Origin of the sequence: Fructobacillus apis (genome assembly GCF_023893635.1) — a bacterium.
GTDB lineage: Bacteria > Bacillota > Bacilli > Lactobacillales > Lactobacillaceae > Fructobacillus > Fructobacillus apis.
Map to the genome: position 1 here is coordinate 1 of NZ_JAMWYK010000004.1, position 16,566 is coordinate 16,566.

A 16,566-nucleotide genomic window follows, 5' to 3' on the forward strand; every position below is an offset into this window, starting at 1 on the left:
GTGATATTTTTTGCATAAAAAGCTCCTATGATTAAATTATATCGAACATTTTTGTCCATAATTTAATCATAGGAGCCATCCCCGCTATCGGAGGTAAACAATGCAATTAAAAGAATTGAATACAAAGGATGGAAAGACTTGGGAGGTAATAGGTTATCTTGGTAAACATCCAGACGGCACGAGGGCACGAGTAAAAAAGCGTGGTTTCTTGTCCCGAAAGGTTGCACGAGACTGGTTTAATAACGAGATGGCACTGTTTAAGGCTGGGGAAAGCGAGTACAACAAAAAAGAGCGCCCGGCCGTTTTAACGGTCAAGGCACTCTATGAGCTTTGGCTAGATAGTTACCAAAGTACTGTAGAAGAAAGCTCACTTAACAAAGTACTAAGCTACTTTGATATACACATTTTACCTGTATGGGGCGATACTCCAGTAGATGAGATAACCCCTATCGCTTTACAAAAATATCTTACCACAATGCAGGCCAAACTCATCAAGTATAAAAAGCCAGTGTTGTACTTTCGTAAAGTGGTAGATATGGCCGTACGCATGGATATGATAGCAGTAGATCCTTTTACCAAGGTTGTGTTTCCCAGAGAGGCGAACCAAAAAGAAAAAGCGATCCATGAACCTTGAAGAATTTAGGCGGTTTGTTGAGGTGCTTGATAGTCAGTACCGAATTATTAACCACCAGGCCTATGTTTTACTTAGGTTGGCAGCTTTTACCGGTATGCGTTCCGAGGAACTAATCGCCTTGCAGTGGAAGCATGTAGACTTTGATGGTGGCTATATAACCATCGAGCAAGCCATAGGGAGAGGCCTACACGGTGTAGGGTATTTGAAAGAGCCAAAATCGTCAGCAAGCTATCGAACAATTAAGATAGCCTCTGACATGGTCAGGGTATTAGCCGACTACTATGATGAAAGTAGTTTTAAAAAGCCAAATGACTTTGTTTTTAATAACGAAGGACATTTTGTACAGCCAACCAGACCTAAAAAGTGGATGGATGACGTCAAAAAACGCTACAACGTGGCTGAGGGGATAACACCTCACGGCCTACGCCATACATGGGCAACCCTTGCCCTTGAACGTGGCGCAACCGTTAAACAAGCACAAACCTATCTAGGCCATGCTGATGCCTCAATTACGCTAGATATTTATAGCGAAGTGACCAAAGAGGCCAGCGAAAAACAGCAAGCGTCCTTGATGATATCGTCCCAAAAATTGAATAAAATAACACATAAATTAACACAAAACCCGTAAAACGTTGATATGACAGGCTTGTTTGGAATCCCGCTATCTCCTTAAGACGATAAAAAGAGGATGAGCTTGGGCTCATCCTCTTTTTTGTTATCGTTATGTGATAAATCAGAGGAAAGAGGATGAGCTCAGCTCATCCTCTTTTTATTTTGCGTGTCCTAAACGACATTAAAAGACGAAATCTTTTGACAGGGTAAGTGGATGGTCATAAGCTACAGGTGTAAATGACACTAATTGTTAAATCACTGCCGAGTTTGTGATTGATTCGAAGGCATTGCAGTGGTTTTTACAGATTGAAAAATGAATAAAGGAGAATACCATGACAGGGAAAGAAAAAAGTCTGGAACTAGCTCGAAAATTTAAGGAACAAGCAAAGACAGAAACCGTTGAGGATGTGCTTGAACGTTACCGTAGGGCTTTTTTTCCAACGGAGGAAGAGTCGGACGAAAATGCAGCTAAGTTGAAAGCTCGTTTTAAGAAAATTGATGAAGATGCTGATCGTTTTATGAAGGCGGTGAAAGATGGGAGAATTAAACTTTGATGTTTATCCGGTTTCGTCATTAATTGAAGTAAAGCCGGTAAATCAGTATACTTGTGCAGTTGATAAATTGGACTATTTTGTAAAAGAGGGTTACAAAGAGCTGGAAAAATTACATCTCACAACCTTGAGTTCGGTCTTCTTGGAGAGCGAATTAGTTGGTATGTATGCACTATCCACTTCGGATAGTACAGATTCATTTTCAGACATTAACCGATATCGAATTTTTGGGAGAGCGAGTATGCATCGTTCGGTACCAGTGGTAAAAATCGATCATTTATCAGTGAATAAACCTTATCAGCATGACAACATAACAGAGCATAGTCGTATTGGTAGTAGCATTTTAAAACATATTTTTCGAATATTATTAAACATCGGGACAGAATACGGAGTTGCTTTTGCTGGTGTGGTAGTGGACAGCATACCTGATGCAATTGACTTCTACTTAAAAAATGGTTTTAGATATGTCAATCTTCAGGAAGAAAATGCATTGGACCAAGATACCTACAAACTCGCAATCAGTTACGATGACATGCTCAAAGCCTACGATTAAGCCGTAACATGTAGTAAGACAAAACAAAAAGAGGACCTTTGACCCATTCCAGTCGACATCCTCTTTTTTTGTTATCATAGAGATGTAGAATTCTTGAAAGGAGAGAATTGAATGGCGATTAAAACAGTTAACGGGGCGCTCCCTGATAAATACGGGAAGCATGCACCAGAAGAATACAAACAAGAAGGTAAGCCGGTTTGCTCACTGCCAATCGACTTGTCTGAATTACCATCTGGTACAAAAGATGTCGCAATTACCTTTATCGACTACGATGCCGTCCCGGTCTGTGGTTTTCCTTTCATTCACTGGACGGCATGTAACTTCGGCCCAGTGACGGAGATTCCTGAAGATTCGAGTCGAACCAACAAGGACATCATCCAGGGAAAGAACAGCTTGGCTTCCAAGTTTTATCCTGATTTCTCAGAAGCGTTGACCGAACATTACTCAGGACCAATGCCACCAGATAAGGATCACCAGTACACGCTCACGGTGTACGCCTTGGATGAAAAGCTGGATTTGAAACAGGGCTTCTACTTGAACGAAATGTACAAGGCCATGAAGGACCATATTATTGATCAAACGGAGATTGATATCTTAGCAAAGGCCTAGAATCCTGCTATAATTGAAGGACGAAATGCTGAAAGGATAAAAAACGATGTTATCACTCATTGGATTAGCACTTGTCTTCATCGGAATCATCGTGTTGATTTTCGGAAGCACGGCACCGCTTTTGCGTTTGTACTTCGGTGACCGTTCCGTCATCTCACAGTTGTTCTGGGGAACCATCATCTTCCTGTTGGGCGCTGGAACCTTGATTTTAAATAACGTTTACATGATGTAAGATTTTAAAAGTCAGATGCGCGGGCGATGCGGGTCTGACTTTTCATTTGTCATCACAGAGAGTGTACAATGGACTTAGCACATACTTTGAAAGGGGACGACGATGAAGAAGATTGATGGACACCTGCACTTGGTGCAAACGATTGCTGGCTTGAACGGTAAAGGCCGCTTGAACATCTTAGGCGACGGCCGTGCTGTCTGGGACGACGGCGAAGTGATTAAACTCATTCCGGACGGTTCGGGGGATGCTTCCTTTAAGGCCGAAGCGGCCATGAAATTGATGGAAGGTTCCGAAGTCGATAAGGCTGTTTTGCTGCAAGGTTCTTTGAACGGTTACCAGAACTACTACTCTTACCAAATGGTGAAGAAGTACCCAGGACGTTTCGTCGCAGCCTTCTCGGTTGACCCCTTTGCCGAAAACGCCATGAAAATCGTGAAGCGGCATGTTGATGACTTGGGCTTTCGTGCTATCAAGTTTGAAATCTCCGAGGGTGGCGGTCTCCATGGCTACCACACGGAGCACCCATTCAAGTTGGACAGCGAACCCAAGTGCCTTCAAATCTTTGATTACTTGGCACAGTACGAGGGGATGACCGTGACGGTCGACTACGGTGCCTCTGATCAAATTTCCTATCAACCGGATGCCATTGCTAACTTGGCTAAGCGCTATCCAAACATGAACTTCGTGGTCTGCCACTTGTCCTTCCCAAACTTCGACCACTTGGACCGTTTGAGCTATGCTTTGAAGCTATTCTCCGAGCAGGAAAACGTCTACACGGATTTGTCCGCCATCCAAGACATCATGGGGGAAACGACTTTCCCATACGAGAAGTGCCAGAAGGTGGTCAAGATGGCTAAGGATGCGCTCGGTGCCGATCACTTAATCTGGGGAACGGATTCCCCATGGTCCGCCACCTTTAACACTTATCACGAGCTTTCAACATGGCTTGACGCCGCAAACATCTTCTCAGAGGCCGAATTGAAGGACGTCATGTTCAACAATGCCAACCGCGTTTACTTTAACAAGCACGCGGTAAAGGCTGCTGAGAAAGCTTCTGACCCCGCAATGAAGTAAGGAGTACCACCATGTCCTTGTCCTTGTTCGACGACATAAAGGCTGACCCCGAAAACAGCGAATATACGAAGCAGGGAATCGACCCGATTTTCGTCACACCGAAGACCGCTAAGATTCTGATTATTGGTCAAGCACCGGGTCTCAAGGTGCAACAAACCGGCATCATGTTTAACGACGCCTCTGGTGATCGCCTTCGTGAATGGCTCGGCATTAGCAAAGAAGAATTTTACGATTCCGGTGACATCGCCGTTTTACCCATGGATTTCTACTATCCTGGAAAGGGCAAGTCCGGTGACCTGCCACCGAGGAAGGGAATCGCCGAGAAGTGGCATCCAAAGCTGCTGGCTGAGATGCCAAACATTCAGCTCACGATTCTAGTTGGTTCTTATTCCCAGCGCTATTATCTGCAGTTAAAGTCCAGTGCGACCATGACTAAGACAATCAAGAACTGGCAGCAATACTGGCCACAGTATTTTCCAATCGTTCACCCGTCACCACGAAACAACATTTGGTTGGCGAAGAATCCTTGGTTTGAACAAGAAGTTATCCCAACGCTTCAAAAGCGTGTTCGAGATATTTTGAATTCGAAATCATAAGTAAAAAGACCGCCCGATTAAACGGACGGTCTTTTTAGATGCTTTAAAACAGAATGTCGAGATAAGAGAGGGCGAATCCAAGGATGAGGAACAAGACATTGTGCCAAGTAAATGTCTTAAAGAATTTCTTGGTCGTTTTCTGAGGGTGGTTTGCTTTTATTTGGCGATAGGCAAGCAGGTTAGCTAGGGAAGCAACTAATGTTCCGAAGCCACCGACGGAAAGAGCCAAGTAGAGTGCTTGAACGTGCTCAGTAAACGGTGCTAAGAGGGCGGCTGCAGGAACGTTTGAGATGATTTGGCTGACCACGGCACCAAAGGCGAAGATACCCGCTTGACTCGAACCGATTGCTGAAAGTGATTGGTAAATAAATGGCCAAGTCATCAGTGCACTTACTAATAGGAAGAAGTTGGCGATTGAAATGACCACACCGTAGTCGACTTTTTCAATGACCGACTGGTCAAAGTAGCTGCTAACCATGAAGGTCATGACGAGCGTTACGGATAAGTTCTTTTGCGTGATGAGCGAAAGGAATGCAACGGCCGTAAAGGTAATGAGCAGAATCACATCAAAGCGGTTAAACTTTTTAACCGGCGCTGTTTCTACTAATGAACCAATTGACGTCTTGGGGATGGTCAAAGCAAAGAGAGGCATCGTGGCGAGTCCGAGAATCAAGAGCAAGGCAGCTGTCTCGAACAGGTGGGTGAAGGGGATGCCGTAGTGCGCCAATAAATAGATGTTTTGCGGATTCCCGATGGGTGACGCCGCTGATCCAAGGTTGGCGTAGATGGCGGTGAGCGAAGCCGTCTTAATTAATGGCAACGCGCTCTTCTTTGCCAAGGCAAAGGTCAATGGCAGTAAAGTCAAAATCGCCACGTCGTTTGTGACCACCATCGCCGAGAAGAAGGCGAGGAGGAATAAAATAACGGATAGGGAGCGAGTTGTCTTGGCCTTCTTTAAGAGATAGTCGGCCAAGGCGTCAATTAAACCAAGGGACTGGTAGAGGGTCACCATCGTTAATAAAGATAGGAGAGAAAGCACGGTTGACCATGAAATGGCAGAGAAGTTGATTCGACCGAAAAGAGAAAGCAGTATGACAGCGACTGTCGTTCCGATGAAGAGTTGGTCTTGTTTGAGTTTTTTTAAGACGGTTGGCATGGTGTTTTCTCCTTGAATGTATGTCCATTTTACCGGAAAACAAGCAAAAAAATAACTGTCTCAGATTTCGCAGTCAGACGGTTATTTAACAATAGCAAGAGGATAGCCACCGTTTTACGGGTTTGCTAGGGAGGAAGGTTAGCGCTTTGCCGCCTTTTCTATACCCACATTTTCATCCTTTCCGCATCTCCTTGAATCGCCCTTTATGACCATTGAATTCCCTTGAATACGCTATTCTATCTTGACAGGCTAACCTAAACTGCTACAATAAAGTTAACAAATAGCCGATGACGTAGTAAGAGCTAGCGAATTCTTGTTTTAGAGACCTGACGGTTGCTGAGAGTCAGGCAAGAACCGTTATCATGACAGCTACAAAGGCGCTGTTAACCCAGCCGTAAGTCTTCGTTACAGACTAAAGCGTGTGTTTTGCACACGAAAGTAAGGTGGTACCGCGCCAAAGCGCCCTTAGAGATGCAGGATTTCTGTGTTTCTAGGGGCGCTTTTTTTGGTTACTTGGTTCATTCATTAAATAAAATGGAGGCGACGCAAAGCGTCAATTATTAGATATGGCAAAAGCAAGTTTTAAAAAGCCAAAAGGAACGGCTGATTTATTTGATACCCAGGTCTTGGCCTGGCAAAAAATCGAACAACAAGCGCGTTTGACTTTTTCACGCTATGGCTACGGTGAAATCCGTACGCCAATCTTTGAATCATTTGACTTATTCTCACGCTCAGCGGGTGATACGTCAGATGTCGTGACAAAGGAAATGTATGACTTCATGGACAAGGGAGACCGCCACATGGCGCTCCGTCCAGAAGGAACAGCGGGTGTTGTTCGTGCGTTTGTTGAAAACAAGCTTTTCGGACCTGAACACGAAAAGCCATACAAGACATTCTACATGGGCCCAATGTTCCGCTACGAACGTCCACAGGCTGGTCGTTTCCGTCAGTTCCACCAAATCGGTGTGGAAGCTTTTGGTTCAGAAGAACCAAGCTTGGACGCGGAAATCATCACGATGGTGGTTAAGTTCTTGTCTTCATTGGGGTTGAAGGACTTGAAGGTGGCCTTGAACACCTTGGGTGACCAAGATTCACGTGCTGCCTACCGTCAGGCCTTGATTGATTACTTGAAGCCACACTTTGACGAGTTATCAAAGGACTCTCAGACTCGTTTGGAAAAGAACCCATTGCGTGTCTTGGATTCAAAGGACGAAAATGACCAAGCCATCGTCGAAGGGGCACCAACGATCTTTGATTACTTGTCAGAAGAATCAAAGGCCCACTTCCAAGCGGTGCAAGATTACTTGGACGCCTTGGGTATTCAATATGAAATCGATTCAAGCATGGTGCGTGGGTTGGATTACTACAACAACACCATTTTTGAAGTGATGACAACGGATCCAAACTTGAAGGGGGCTGCTACCATCGCTGGTGGTGGTCGTTACTCTGGTTTGGTCGAAGAGTTCGGTGGACCTGAAACGCCAGGAATCGGATTTGGTTTGGGTGTGGAACGCTTAATTGCCTTGTTGACAGCCCAAGACCAGTTGAACTTGGAAGATGACGGGCTTGACTTTTACATCGCCCACATCGGGGACAACAGTGTTTTGAAGACTTTGGAACTGGCCACAAGCCTACGTGACCTTGGTTACTCAGCGGACATGGATTTTGCGGGTCGTTCCGTGAAGGCCCAGTTCAAGACGGCTAACCGTCGTAAGGCACGCTTTGTCATCACGATTGGTGATAGCGAAGTGGAAACAAACCAGGTCAAAGTCAAGGACATGGTCACGGGAAACCAAGCCGATTTGAACTTGGCAGACGTGAAGGAAAAGATGGAAACTGTGATTGCTGAATTGTCAGCAGAGGAGGAAGGATAATGAAGCGGACGACCTATGCAGGTTTAGTCGATGAAAAGTACGTTGGACAAAAGGTCCAACTAGCTGGTTGGGTGCAAAAGCGCCGTAACTTCGGAGAATTGGTCTTTATTGATTTGCGTGACCGCGAAGGAATCGTTCAATTGACTTTCTCAAACAAGGAAGCTGAAGCCTTGGAAGTTGCTCAAAAGGCACGTAACGAATACGTTATCGCCGTTGAAGGTGAAGTCGTTGCCCGTGCCGAAGGACAAGAAAATAACAAGATTAAGTCTGGTCGCGTTGAAGTGAAGGTGACGAAGGCTGAAATCTTGGCTGAATCAAAGACGCCCGTCTTTGATATCGAAAACGACGTGAAGGCTGGAGAAGAATTGAAGCTCCAGTACCGTTACTTGGACTTGCGTCGTCCAATCATGCAAGAGAACTTGAAGGTTCGTTCAAAGATTATGTCTTCGGCCTACCGTTTCATGGAAGACCACGACTTCATCAACATTGAAACGCCATACTTGGCCAAGTCTACGCCAGAAGGTGCGCGTGACTACTTGGTACCATCACGTATCTATCCAGGTTCTTTCTACGCCTTGCCACAGTCACCACAGCTCTTCAAGCAACTTTTGATGGGTGCTGGATTCGACCGTTACTTCCAAATCGCTCGTTGCTTCCGTGACGAAGATTTGCGTGGTGACCGTCAACCTGAATTTACGCAGCTCGACTTGGAAACGTCATTCTTGTCAGCGCCTGAAATTCAGGAATTGGTTGGCCACTGGGTCCAACACATCATGAAGGACGTCAAGAACTACGATTTGAAGTTGGAAGACATCGATCGTTTGACTTGGCAAGAATCAATGGACCGCTTCGGAACGGACAAGCCTGACCTTCGTATTCCTTTCGAAATTAAGGACTTGTCAGAAGTTGTGAAGGATTCAGACTTCGGTGTCTTTGCTAACGCCGTGAAGGATGGGGGAGTCGTCAAGGCTTTGGCCGTTCCTGGTGCAGCCGACAACTACTCACGTAAGGACATCGACAAGCTTGGTCAGTACATCGAACGTTTCGGTGCTAAGGGTCTTGCCTGGATGAAGGTCTCAGACGAAGGATTGACTGGTCCAATCGCGAAGTTCTTCGACGATGCCAAGGCCGAGGAAGTCATGGAAGCTGCCGGTGCTAAGGTCGGCGACCTCTTGCTTTTCGGAGCCGGACGCGCAGACGTTGTGGCCGCTTCACTCGACTACCTCCGTCGCCAAACGGCAAAGGACAACGACTTGATTGACCAAGAAACGCCATGGCGCTTTGCTTGGATCGTTGACTGGCCACTCTTCGAGTACTCAGAAGACTTCGACCGTTGGATTGCGGCCCACCACCCATTCACGATGCCAAACGAAGAAGACTTGCACTACTTGGACGAAGGCGAAGACCCACACAAGGCTCACGCTCAGTCATACGATTTGGTCTTGAACGGTTACGAATTGGGTTCAGGTTCTATCCGTATTCACCGTACGGACATTCAAGAAAAGATGCTCCGCGCTTTGGACTTCACGCCAGAACAAGCACAAGAAGCCTTCGGATTCTTGCTTGAAGGAATGGAATACGGATTCCCACCAATGGGTGGAATCGCCCTCGGATTGGATCGTTTGGCCATGTTGTTGGCTGGACAAGACAACATCCGTGAGGTGATTGCCTTCCCTAAGAACTCAAAGGCAACGGAACCAATGACGGAAGCACCAACGCCTGTTGATCCTAAGCAATTAGGTGAATTGGGTTTGGAAGCTGATGTAGAAGATTCAGCCGAATAAGTTCACTTATAAAAATAATGATAAAACACCGAGTTTGAGTCGAAAATGACAATGCTCGGTGTTTTTTATTGGTTCTTTTATGACAATTTAAAGACAAATGCGATTTTTGTTCCCACATTTTTTTGTTTCTTGTTAAAATAATAGGGTAGTTCAGAGCAGGGCTTTGAACCCAGTCAACGGCCAGGCTGAATTTTGGCCAAAAAACGCTAAGAACAAAGGGGAAACCCGAGTTAACTTAGCGACAAGATCATGCTAATCAAATTAGGAAAAAAACTAAATCACCACTATTATCATCAGATTATGGGGGCTACCTTATACGCCTTTGCGGTGGCCATTGCCTTGAATTACTTCTGGATTCCAGGGCACATCTATTCATCCGGTTTTAACGGTTTAGCCCAATTGATTGATACCTTGACGCATGGCCATTTCCCAGTAGCCTGGGGAATTGCTTCGGCAAACTTACCACTGCTGATTCTCGCTTGGTTGATGCTTTCAAAGCGTTTTGCGATTTTCACCGCAATGGCCGTTGGTTTGTCAGCCGTCTTCGTTCCTCTTTTCCAGACGCAAACTGTTTTGACGACTGATCCGTTGATGTGTGCCATCTTTGGTGGAGGGTTAAACGGAATGGCTGTTGGAACGGCCTTGCGCTGTGGTCTTGGAACAGGTGGGCTAGACGTCATCGGAATGATTGCCAAGCAACGCTATCGCACGAAGGTTGGTTCCGTGAACCTGGCTTTCAACGCCATGATCATGGTGGGAGCCGGCTTGACCTACGGTTGGCAGTACGCCTTGTACTCCATTATTGGAGTTGTTGTTTCCGCCCACTTCATCGACGTCTTCTACACGCACCAGCAGCAGATTCAGGAAATGATTATCACGAACAAGCCTGAGATGATGTGCGAGCACATCCAGCAGAAGATGCGTCGCGGTGTGACGATCATTGATTCCGCCCACGGTGGTTACACGGGGAAAGACAAGTCCGTCTTGCTCACGGTGGTCACACAACACGAATTGAATGATTTGCGTGAAGCCATTCAAGAAGTCGACCCAACCGCGTTCTACTCCGAATCAAAGGTGGAACATACCGGTGGTCGTTTCTACGAACCAGAACCTTAAAACAAAAGCAGCCTCGAAAGGCTGCTTTTTTTGTGCTTATTTTTTAATCATCTTTTGGTGGACAATGCCTTCTAGAATAAAGGTGTCACCGACGGATTTAAAGCCGAACTTCTCGTAGAGACCGACGACTTGGTGTTGAGCTTCGATTTCGATGGGGACGTTTGGCCACTTGTTTTCGCAGTGGGCGAGGATGGCTTTCATCAAGGCTTTCCCGTAGCCCTTTCCACGCGCCGAAAGGGCAGTGGCAACGCGCCCAAAGTGAACGGCATCCCCGTTCTTAAAAATTCGTGCGTAAGCCAAGCAGACCCCATCTTCAATAAAGCCGAGGTGGTCAGCGGTTAAGTCAACGGCATCGAGCTCATGGTAGTTAATCTGCTGTTCAACGACAAAGGTGTCGATGCGCAGCTTTTCCATGGCGTAAAATTCTTGACTTGTGAGTTGTTCAAGTGTTTTGTTGATTCACATGGCTTTGTCCTTGTGTCTTTCTTTGGTATATTTAGGTTAATCAATATTATATCGTAGTCATCAATAAAAGTGAGGGGGTTATGAGGGAATTATGATAGAAGAGAACACAGTAAGCAAACGAATTCTTTTCTTTTTCATCGGCCTCGTCTTCGTCGCTGCGGGAAATGCCATGACCATTGTCTCGGGCTTTGGTAACGGCATTTGGACGGCTGCGAGTCTTGGCGTTGGCCAGGTCATTCACCAGCCCTTCGCCCTCATGTGGTTCTGTCTGGGCGTCGCCGTCATTCTCGTAAACGTCGTTCTTATTAAAGAGTGGGATTGGTTCACAGTCGTGGGGGACTTCATCTTCGTTTTGTTTTTTGCTCAGCTTATTCATGTTTTCGTGACGACTTTTTCTTTTTGGTCTGACCAAGTCCAACCCGGCCAGGGCACAAGAATCTGCCTCGTCATCCTGGGAATCGTGATTGTCTGCCTCGGCACGTCCTTTTACCAAAGAGCCAACCTCTGGATGTACCCGACGGATTCTTTGACCGATATTTTGGCCTACCGCTTCTTTGCCGGAAACGTCTTTTACGGCCAGATGGTGGCCTTTATTCCAGCCATCCTTGTCATCCTGACCGTGGCATTAAAGGAGCAACAATTCATCGGTGTGCAGCTGGGTACGCTGTTGGCCTTACTCTTTAACGGAGAGTTGATCAACTTCTTCAATCACCACGCCGTCAAAAGTTTGCGCCACAATGCCCGCTTCACGCTGCATCATGACGTTTGAAAGCCTGCTTTAGCAGGCGTTTTTTTATGATTACAGGTGAAATGCTACATTTAATTTCTGTATCAAAAAAGAGTACAATGGAACGTAGAGAGAAATGAAAGGATGTGTTCCATGTCTCAATCAGGACAAAAATGGGACCCGAAGGCGGCCTCGCACCGCTTTTGGATTCTGGCCGTTTCACTAGTCATTACTTCTGGGATGGCGATTTCACCAGCGTTGCCAGCCATGCAAAAAGCATTCGCGGGCTACCCAAGCACGCTCGTTAACATGGTAGCCACCATTCAACAGGTGCCTGCCTTTATCGTCTTAATCTTCTCGAGCAAGTTAGCCGCTCGATACGGCATCAAAAAAATCGTCAGCATCGGGATGTTGCTGATGGGCTTTTCCGGAATAGCACCAGCTATTTTGTCTAACATCTGGCTCGTCTTACTTTGCCGGATTATCTTTGGTATCGGAATCGGAATGACAAATTCCTTGGCCTTTACCTTAATCAACATGTACTACGAAGGGGACGACCAAGCCCAAATGCTGGGTGAACGTTCAGCCTTCGAGCCGGTCGGCATCTGTATCATCAACTTGCTTGCTGGATTCCTCGTGAACATTTCATGGCAGGCCTCATTCTTGGCCTACGGCTTCATTTTGTTAGTCTTCTTAGGCTTCTACAAAGTCGTACCCGAATACCACATGCCAAAGAAGGAACAAAAGAAGGCGGGCAAGGCAAAACTGTCCTGGCCAATTATCTGGTCGGCTGTCTTCTGTGGTTCCTTGACCATCGGAATGGCCATCGTCAACGTCTTAACGCCATCCGTTGTGGTGGCTAACCACATGGGAAACGGAACGACCGCTTCCTTCATCATCACGGCCTACACTTTGGCCTCCATGCTGATGGGATTCCTCTTTGGATCCTTCTTCAAGGCCCTGCGCCGCTATGTCTTGCTCGCCGGCCTTGCTTGCATGGTTGTTGGTACTTTGATGATGAACTACGCGACAAACATCGGCATCTTGGTGGTGGCGGTTGCCATCATCGGTTTTGCCTACCCACTAGCTGGAACCTACGTCTTCAACACCATCGATAATCGCATTCCAAAGGAAGCCGATGGGTTGGCCAACTCCATCCTTTTGATTGGATGTAACGTTGGAACGGCCTTTGCGCCGGCCATTGTTTCCTTCCTCGGTTTCTTCTCCCCAATGGGCGGGGTAAACCCAGGAATCGGTCTATACGGTGTGCTCGTCTTAATCATGGCGATTATCATCGCCATTGCCTTAGTTGGAACGGGAGTGAAACGAAAGGTGACGCGTTAGGCGGCAGGATTTCATCAGACACATCAGTCTGGGCTGTTCTAGAAATTGATATTAAACAAAAGAAAACGCTTTGTGCGTTTTCTTTTTTTGTGGTGGAAATGCTATCAGAATGGGATATTGAAGAGTAAAATGGGAGTGTCGAATGCAAATCAGTGAATGGTTTAGGAAAGGAGAAAACACATGCACTTTGAAAGAGAAGGGCTCATCGACTTTGTCTTAGCGCACACGGATGGTTACGTTGACCACCCGTTTAATGGCGAGAAGTCTCGGCAGCGGATACTCTGGTCAGTGATTAAGCAAAAGAGCAACCACAAGATGATCGCCATGGTCTTTGAAAAAGACGGGCATCTACTCATTGATTTCAAACTGGATCCGGAACACGGTGCGGAAGTGCGCGAGCTGAGGGGCGTGCACCCCGGTTATCACATGAACAAGCGTCACTGGAATACGGTTGAAGTCAACGATACGGAAGTGAGCGAAAAAGAGCTCGCTAGCATGATTGAAGAAAGCGCCAAACTCACCGCTGATTAAATCGAGAGCTTTTCAAAATAAATCCAGGTTTTTCTTGACTTTGACAGGGCATGTTGCCATAATAGTTTAAGTTAAGTGCATATCGTTATAGACGAAATAAAATGCCGGAAAGGAGGGGAATCGCACATGGCAAAGGTTGTTGTTCGTAAGAATGAATCTTTGGATGATGCATTGCGCCGTTTCAAGCGTGGTGTTTCTAAGGACGGTACTCTCCAAGAATACCGGAAGCGCGAATTCTACGTTAAGCCTTCAGTTGAACGTAAGTTGAAGTCTGAAGCTGCACGTAAGCGCAACAAGAAGAAGAACAAGCGTTAATTCGTTTGTAAAAACGTCAACATTTGTTGGCGTTTTTTTTGTGCCCCCGTGGTAAACTATAAGATATGTAGAACGTTTAAAAAGGAGCAGGTAGATGAGTTTATTAGAAACTGTACAAAACGACATGAAGGAAGCCATGAAGGCAAAGGACAAGGCGAAGTTGGCCGTTGTCCGTCAAATCAAGTCCGCTGTGATGAACGAACAGATTAACTTGGGACACGATTTGAACGAAGACGAAGAATTGGCTGTCTTGGCTCGTGAAGTCAAGCAACGCAAGGAATCATTGTCTGAATTCAAGGACGGAGGCCGTGACGACTTGGCCGAAGCCACACAAGCTGAATTGGACATCTTGGCTTCTTACATGCCAGAACAAATGTCTGATGCAGACATCGACGCAGCCGTTGCCGCAGCCATCGAAAAGACTGGTGCAGCATCAATGGCTGACATGGGGAAGGTCATGGGTATCGTTTCTGCCCAAACAAAGGGCCGCGCTGATGGTAAGGTTGTTGCCGACAAGGTAAAGGCCGCATTGTCAAAGTAAAGAATTGAACAGAGTCGGACGAAAAGAGGGGAAGCCTTCTTTTTTGACTTGGATTGAAAGGAAGTTTGAACATGGCAGAAGAACGTTTAGGACAGGTCGTTAAGGCCAAGGTCACAGACGAAAACGACGATTATTTCTACGCGCAGGTCGATGGCGGCCACACGTATGAAATCGATAAGCTGGAGCTCGAAAAGCCCCTGAAGCTTGGTGGAATGGTGACTGGTTTTGCTTACCAAAACGACCAACACCGTTTGCAGATCACAAAGAACATCCCCAATGTCCAAAAGGACATGTACGCCTGGGGGAAGGTTGTTCTCTCCCGTTCTGATTTGGGTGTCTTCGTGGACATCGGATTGTACAACAAGGACCTCGCGGTGTCATTGGATGATTTGCCAACCATCAAGGAACTCTGGCCAAAGAAGGGCGATCAACTGTTGCTTTCCATCAAGGAAGACAACAAGGGCCGCCTTTGGGGTCAACCAGCGCAACAAGATATCGTGAAGGCGGTTTCCCGCCGTGCCCGCGAAGGGGCCGGTATCAAGAAGGGTGACAAGATTAAGGCAACGGTTTACCGAAACAAGATTGTTGGAACCCTCGTCTTGACCGAGGACTACTGCCTCGGTTTCATCCACCCCTCACAACGTGAAGTTGAACCACGCCTTGGAGAAGTGGTTGAAGCCCGTGTACTTGGGGTCAACGAGCACGGTATCGTGAACTTGTCTTTGAAGCCATTGGCCTACAAGGTCATGGACGAGGATGCTAAGTTCTTGCTCCTCCAATTGCGTCGTAAGCCAAACCACTTCTTGCCATTCAACGACAAATCCAATCCTGACGACATCAAGAAGCAGTTCGGCTTCTCCAAGTCCCAGTTCAAGCGCGCCCTTGGTCGTTTGTACAAGGACCGTTTGATTGAACAGGTCGAAGACGGTATTCAGTTGACGGATAAGGGGATGGAAGGCTAATGCTTCCCGCTGAAATGGAAGACTACCTGCGTGCCATTCAGGTGGAACGTGGGTTATCAAAGAACACCATCACGGCCTACCGTCAGGACCTTTCCACCTTTTCCAAGTTCTTGGACAAGAAGGAAAAGAAGGTGCGCGACGTTGACCATTTATTGGTGCTGACCTTTTTGAACGAGCTCCGTTCCCTCGGACGGGCCAATTCATCGGTTGCCCGGATGGTAACAACCTTGCGCAAGTGCTTTGCCTACTTCAAAAAAGAGGGCGTGGTCGAACACGACCCCATGCAGACCATCAAGCCACCGAAAAAAGCGCAACACTTACCTGCTGTGTTGACGGTGGACGAGGTGGATAAGCTGCTCGACCTGCCGGACATCACAAAGCCTTTGGGGCTCCGAAACAAGGCCTTGCTTGAGCTGATGTACGCAACAGGACTGCGTGTCTCCGAACTGGTGGGTTTGACTTTGGCAGACTTACACTTAGACTTAGCCATGATTCAAACCATCGGTAAGGGAGACAAGGAACGAATCATCCCCGTCGGCGAAGTGGCCATTGATTGGTTAACGCGCTACCTGCGTGATTCAAGACCTTTTCTTTTAAAGGGGCAAAAGTCCGACCAGATTTTCTTAAACGATCACGGTCGTTCCTTATCCCGGCAAGGGGTTTGGCAAATCATCAAGAAGCTCGTCGAACAGGCGGGCATCACAAAGGATGTCTCACCGCACACGCTGCGTCATTCCTTTGCCACCCACATTCTCGAAAACGGGGCTGATTTACGGATTGTTCAAGAGCTCTTAGGGCACTCCGACATTTCAACCACACAGATTTACACCCATATCTCAAAGGGACGGTTGACTCAGGTTTACGATGAGTTCCATCCCCGCGCTTAGGAG

General features: G+C 46.8%; 18 protein-coding genes and 1 pseudogene. 17 read left to right on the forward strand and 2 right to left on the reverse strand.

Annotated elements, in window-relative coordinates; translation table 11 throughout:
* The first annotated feature begins 100 nt into the window (after window positions 1-100).
* The 7 genes and pseudogenes from NFX39_RS06455 (at window position 101) to NFX39_RS04225 (ending at window position 4,861) form a co-directional block, all read left to right on the forward strand.
* Window positions 101-1,262 (forward strand): annotated as a pseudogene (locus NFX39_RS06455) (tyrosine-type recombinase/integrase).
* A gap of 316 nt (window positions 1,263-1,578) precedes the next feature.
* Complete coding sequence (locus NFX39_RS04200; RefSeq protein ID WP_252443312.1) at window positions 1,579-1,800, forward strand: hypothetical protein; 222 nt, start codon at window positions 1,579-1,581, stop codon at window positions 1,798-1,800.
* A complete protein-coding gene (locus tag NFX39_RS04205; protein WP_252443314.1) occupies window positions 1,781-2,350 on the forward strand; it encodes a hypothetical protein in 570 nt (189 codons plus the stop codon). The genes NFX39_RS04200 and NFX39_RS04205 overlap by 20 nt, the downstream gene beginning before the upstream one ends.
* A gap of 111 nt (window positions 2,351-2,461) precedes the next feature.
* Window positions 2,462-2,959: a YbhB/YbcL family Raf kinase inhibitor-like protein gene (locus NFX39_RS04210; protein WP_252443316.1), complete on the forward strand. Its 498-nt coding sequence runs from the start codon at window positions 2,462-2,464 to the stop codon at window positions 2,957-2,959.
* A gap of 46 nt (window positions 2,960-3,005) precedes the next feature.
* Window positions 3,006-3,191: a hypothetical protein gene (locus tag NFX39_RS04215; protein WP_252443318.1), complete on the forward strand. Its 186-nt coding sequence runs from the start codon at window positions 3,006-3,008 to the stop codon at window positions 3,189-3,191.
* 102 nt (window positions 3,192-3,293) lie between these two features.
* Window positions 3,294-4,265, forward strand: a complete 972-nt coding sequence (locus NFX39_RS04220) for an amidohydrolase family protein (protein WP_252443320.1) — start codon at window positions 3,294-3,296, stop codon at window positions 4,263-4,265.
* Window positions 4,266-4,282: 17 nt separating this feature from the next.
* The gene (locus NFX39_RS04225) at window positions 4,283-4,861 is read left to right on the forward strand and encodes a uracil-DNA glycosylase family protein (protein ID WP_252443479.1); all 579 of its coding nucleotides are present in this window, start codon (window positions 4,283-4,285) and stop codon (window positions 4,859-4,861) included.
* Window positions 4,862-4,904: 43 nt separating this feature from the next.
* On the opposite strand, the gene NFX39_RS04230 is transcribed toward NFX39_RS04225, so the two are convergent.
* Window positions 4,905-6,017: an SLC13 family permease gene (locus NFX39_RS04230; protein WP_252443322.1), complete on the reverse strand. Its 1,113-nt coding sequence runs from the start codon at window positions 6,015-6,017 to the stop codon at window positions 4,905-4,907.
* Window positions 6,018-6,583: 566 nt separating this feature from the next.
* Between NFX39_RS04230 and hisS the strand changes: the two genes are divergently transcribed.
* The 3 genes from hisS to NFX39_RS04245 all read left to right on the forward strand — a co-directional run bounded on the left by hisS (window position 6,584) and on the right by NFX39_RS04245 (window position 10,791).
* A complete protein-coding gene (gene hisS, locus NFX39_RS04235) occupies window positions 6,584-7,891 on the forward strand; it encodes a histidine--tRNA ligase (protein WP_252443324.1) in 1,308 nt (435 codons plus the stop codon).
* Window positions 7,891-9,675: an aspartate--tRNA ligase gene (gene aspS, locus NFX39_RS04240; RefSeq protein ID WP_252443326.1), complete on the forward strand. Its 1,785-nt coding sequence runs from the start codon at window positions 7,891-7,893 to the stop codon at window positions 9,673-9,675. The genes hisS and aspS overlap by 1 nt, the downstream gene beginning before the upstream one ends.
* A 249-nt stretch (window positions 9,676-9,924) precedes the next feature.
* Complete coding sequence (locus NFX39_RS04245) at window positions 9,925-10,791, forward strand: YitT family protein (RefSeq protein ID WP_420842957.1); 867 nt, start codon at window positions 9,925-9,927, stop codon at window positions 10,789-10,791.
* A gap of 36 nt (window positions 10,792-10,827) precedes the next feature.
* Here the strand turns inward: NFX39_RS04245 and NFX39_RS04250 are convergent, their stop codons facing one another.
* Complete coding sequence (locus NFX39_RS04250) at window positions 10,828-11,205, reverse strand: GNAT family N-acetyltransferase (RefSeq protein ID WP_252443328.1); 378 nt, start codon at window positions 11,203-11,205, stop codon at window positions 10,828-10,830.
* Between the two features lie 142 nt (window positions 11,206-11,347).
* Between NFX39_RS04250 and NFX39_RS04255 the strand changes: the two genes are divergently transcribed.
* From NFX39_RS04255 to xerD, 7 genes are all read left to right on the forward strand, one after another.
* A complete protein-coding gene (locus tag NFX39_RS04255) occupies window positions 11,348-12,025 on the forward strand; it encodes a DUF6198 family protein (RefSeq protein ID WP_252443330.1) in 678 nt (225 codons plus the stop codon).
* A 111-nt stretch (window positions 12,026-12,136) separates the two neighbouring features.
* Entirely contained in the window at window positions 12,137-13,327 is a 1,191-nt protein-coding gene (locus tag NFX39_RS04260) for an MFS transporter (RefSeq protein WP_252443332.1), read from the forward strand.
* 180 nt (window positions 13,328-13,507) lie between these two features.
* Window positions 13,508-13,858 (forward strand): MmcQ/YjbR family DNA-binding protein, encoded by a 351-nt coding sequence (locus NFX39_RS04265; RefSeq protein WP_252443334.1) that lies wholly within the window; start codon window positions 13,508-13,510, stop codon window positions 13,856-13,858.
* A 126-nt stretch (window positions 13,859-13,984) separates the two neighbouring features.
* On the forward strand, window positions 13,985-14,173 hold the full coding sequence (rpsU, locus tag NFX39_RS04270) for a 30S ribosomal protein S21 (protein ID WP_213808379.1): 189 nt from the start codon (window positions 13,985-13,987) through the stop codon (window positions 14,171-14,173).
* 94 nt (window positions 14,174-14,267) lie between these two features.
* On the forward strand, window positions 14,268-14,714 hold the full coding sequence (locus NFX39_RS04275) for a GatB/YqeY domain-containing protein (RefSeq protein ID WP_252443336.1): 447 nt from the start codon (window positions 14,268-14,270) through the stop codon (window positions 14,712-14,714).
* Between the two features lie 71 nt (window positions 14,715-14,785).
* Window positions 14,786-15,676: a CvfB family protein gene (locus NFX39_RS04280; protein ID WP_252443338.1), complete on the forward strand. Its 891-nt coding sequence runs from the start codon at window positions 14,786-14,788 to the stop codon at window positions 15,674-15,676.
* Window positions 15,676-16,563 (forward strand): site-specific tyrosine recombinase XerD, encoded by an 888-nt coding sequence (gene xerD / locus NFX39_RS04285; RefSeq protein WP_252443340.1) that lies wholly within the window; start codon window positions 15,676-15,678, stop codon window positions 16,561-16,563. The genes NFX39_RS04280 and xerD overlap by 1 nt, the downstream gene beginning before the upstream one ends.
* Window positions 16,564-16,566 lie beyond the last annotated feature (3 nt).

Bases quoted from the DNA above. Each gene is read 5' to 3' on its own strand.
- NFX39_RS04275 (WP_252443336.1), top strand. From the start codon at position 14,268: ATGAGTTTATTAGAAACTGTACAAAACGACATGAAGGAAGCCATGAAG.
- aspS (WP_252443326.1), top strand. From the start codon at position 7,891: ATGAAGCGGACGACCTATGCAGGTTTAGTCGATGAAAAGTACGTTGGA.
- rpsU (WP_213808379.1), top strand. From the start codon at position 13,985: ATGGCAAAGGTTGTTGTTCGTAAGAATGAATCTTTGGATGATGCATTG.
- NFX39_RS04220 (WP_252443320.1), top strand. From the start codon at position 3,294: ATGAAGAAGATTGATGGACACCTGCACTTGGTGCAAACGATTGCTGGC.
- hisS (WP_252443324.1), top strand. From the start codon at position 6,584: ATGGCAAAAGCAAGTTTTAAAAAGCCAAAAGGAACGGCTGATTTATTT.
- NFX39_RS04255 (WP_252443330.1), top strand. From the start codon at position 11,348: ATGATAGAAGAGAACACAGTAAGCAAACGAATTCTTTTCTTTTTCATC.
- NFX39_RS04215 (WP_252443318.1), top strand. From the start codon at position 3,006: ATGTTATCACTCATTGGATTAGCACTTGTCTTCATCGGAATCATCGTG.
- NFX39_RS04265 (WP_252443334.1), top strand. From the start codon at position 13,508: ATGCACTTTGAAAGAGAAGGGCTCATCGACTTTGTCTTAGCGCACACG.
- NFX39_RS04280 (WP_252443338.1), top strand. From the start codon at position 14,786: ATGGCAGAAGAACGTTTAGGACAGGTCGTTAAGGCCAAGGTCACAGAC.
- NFX39_RS04245 (WP_420842957.1), top strand. From the start codon at position 9,925: ATGCTAATCAAATTAGGAAAAAAACTAAATCACCACTATTATCATCAG.
- NFX39_RS04200 (WP_252443312.1), top strand. From the start codon at position 1,579: ATGACAGGGAAAGAAAAAAGTCTGGAACTAGCTCGAAAATTTAAGGAA.
- NFX39_RS04260 (WP_252443332.1), top strand. From the start codon at position 12,137: ATGTCTCAATCAGGACAAAAATGGGACCCGAAGGCGGCCTCGCACCGC.
- NFX39_RS04210 (WP_252443316.1), top strand. From the start codon at position 2,462: ATGGCGATTAAAACAGTTAACGGGGCGCTCCCTGATAAATACGGGAAG.
- xerD (WP_252443340.1), top strand. From the start codon at position 15,676: ATGCTTCCCGCTGAAATGGAAGACTACCTGCGTGCCATTCAGGTGGAA.
- NFX39_RS04250 (WP_252443328.1), bottom strand. From the start codon at position 11,205: ATGGAAAAGCTGCGCATCGACACCTTTGTCGTTGAACAGCAGATTAAC.
- NFX39_RS04230 (WP_252443322.1), bottom strand. From the start codon at position 6,017: ATGCCAACCGTCTTAAAAAAACTCAAACAAGACCAACTCTTCATCGGA.
- NFX39_RS04205 (WP_252443314.1), top strand. From the start codon at position 1,781: ATGGGAGAATTAAACTTTGATGTTTATCCGGTTTCGTCATTAATTGAA.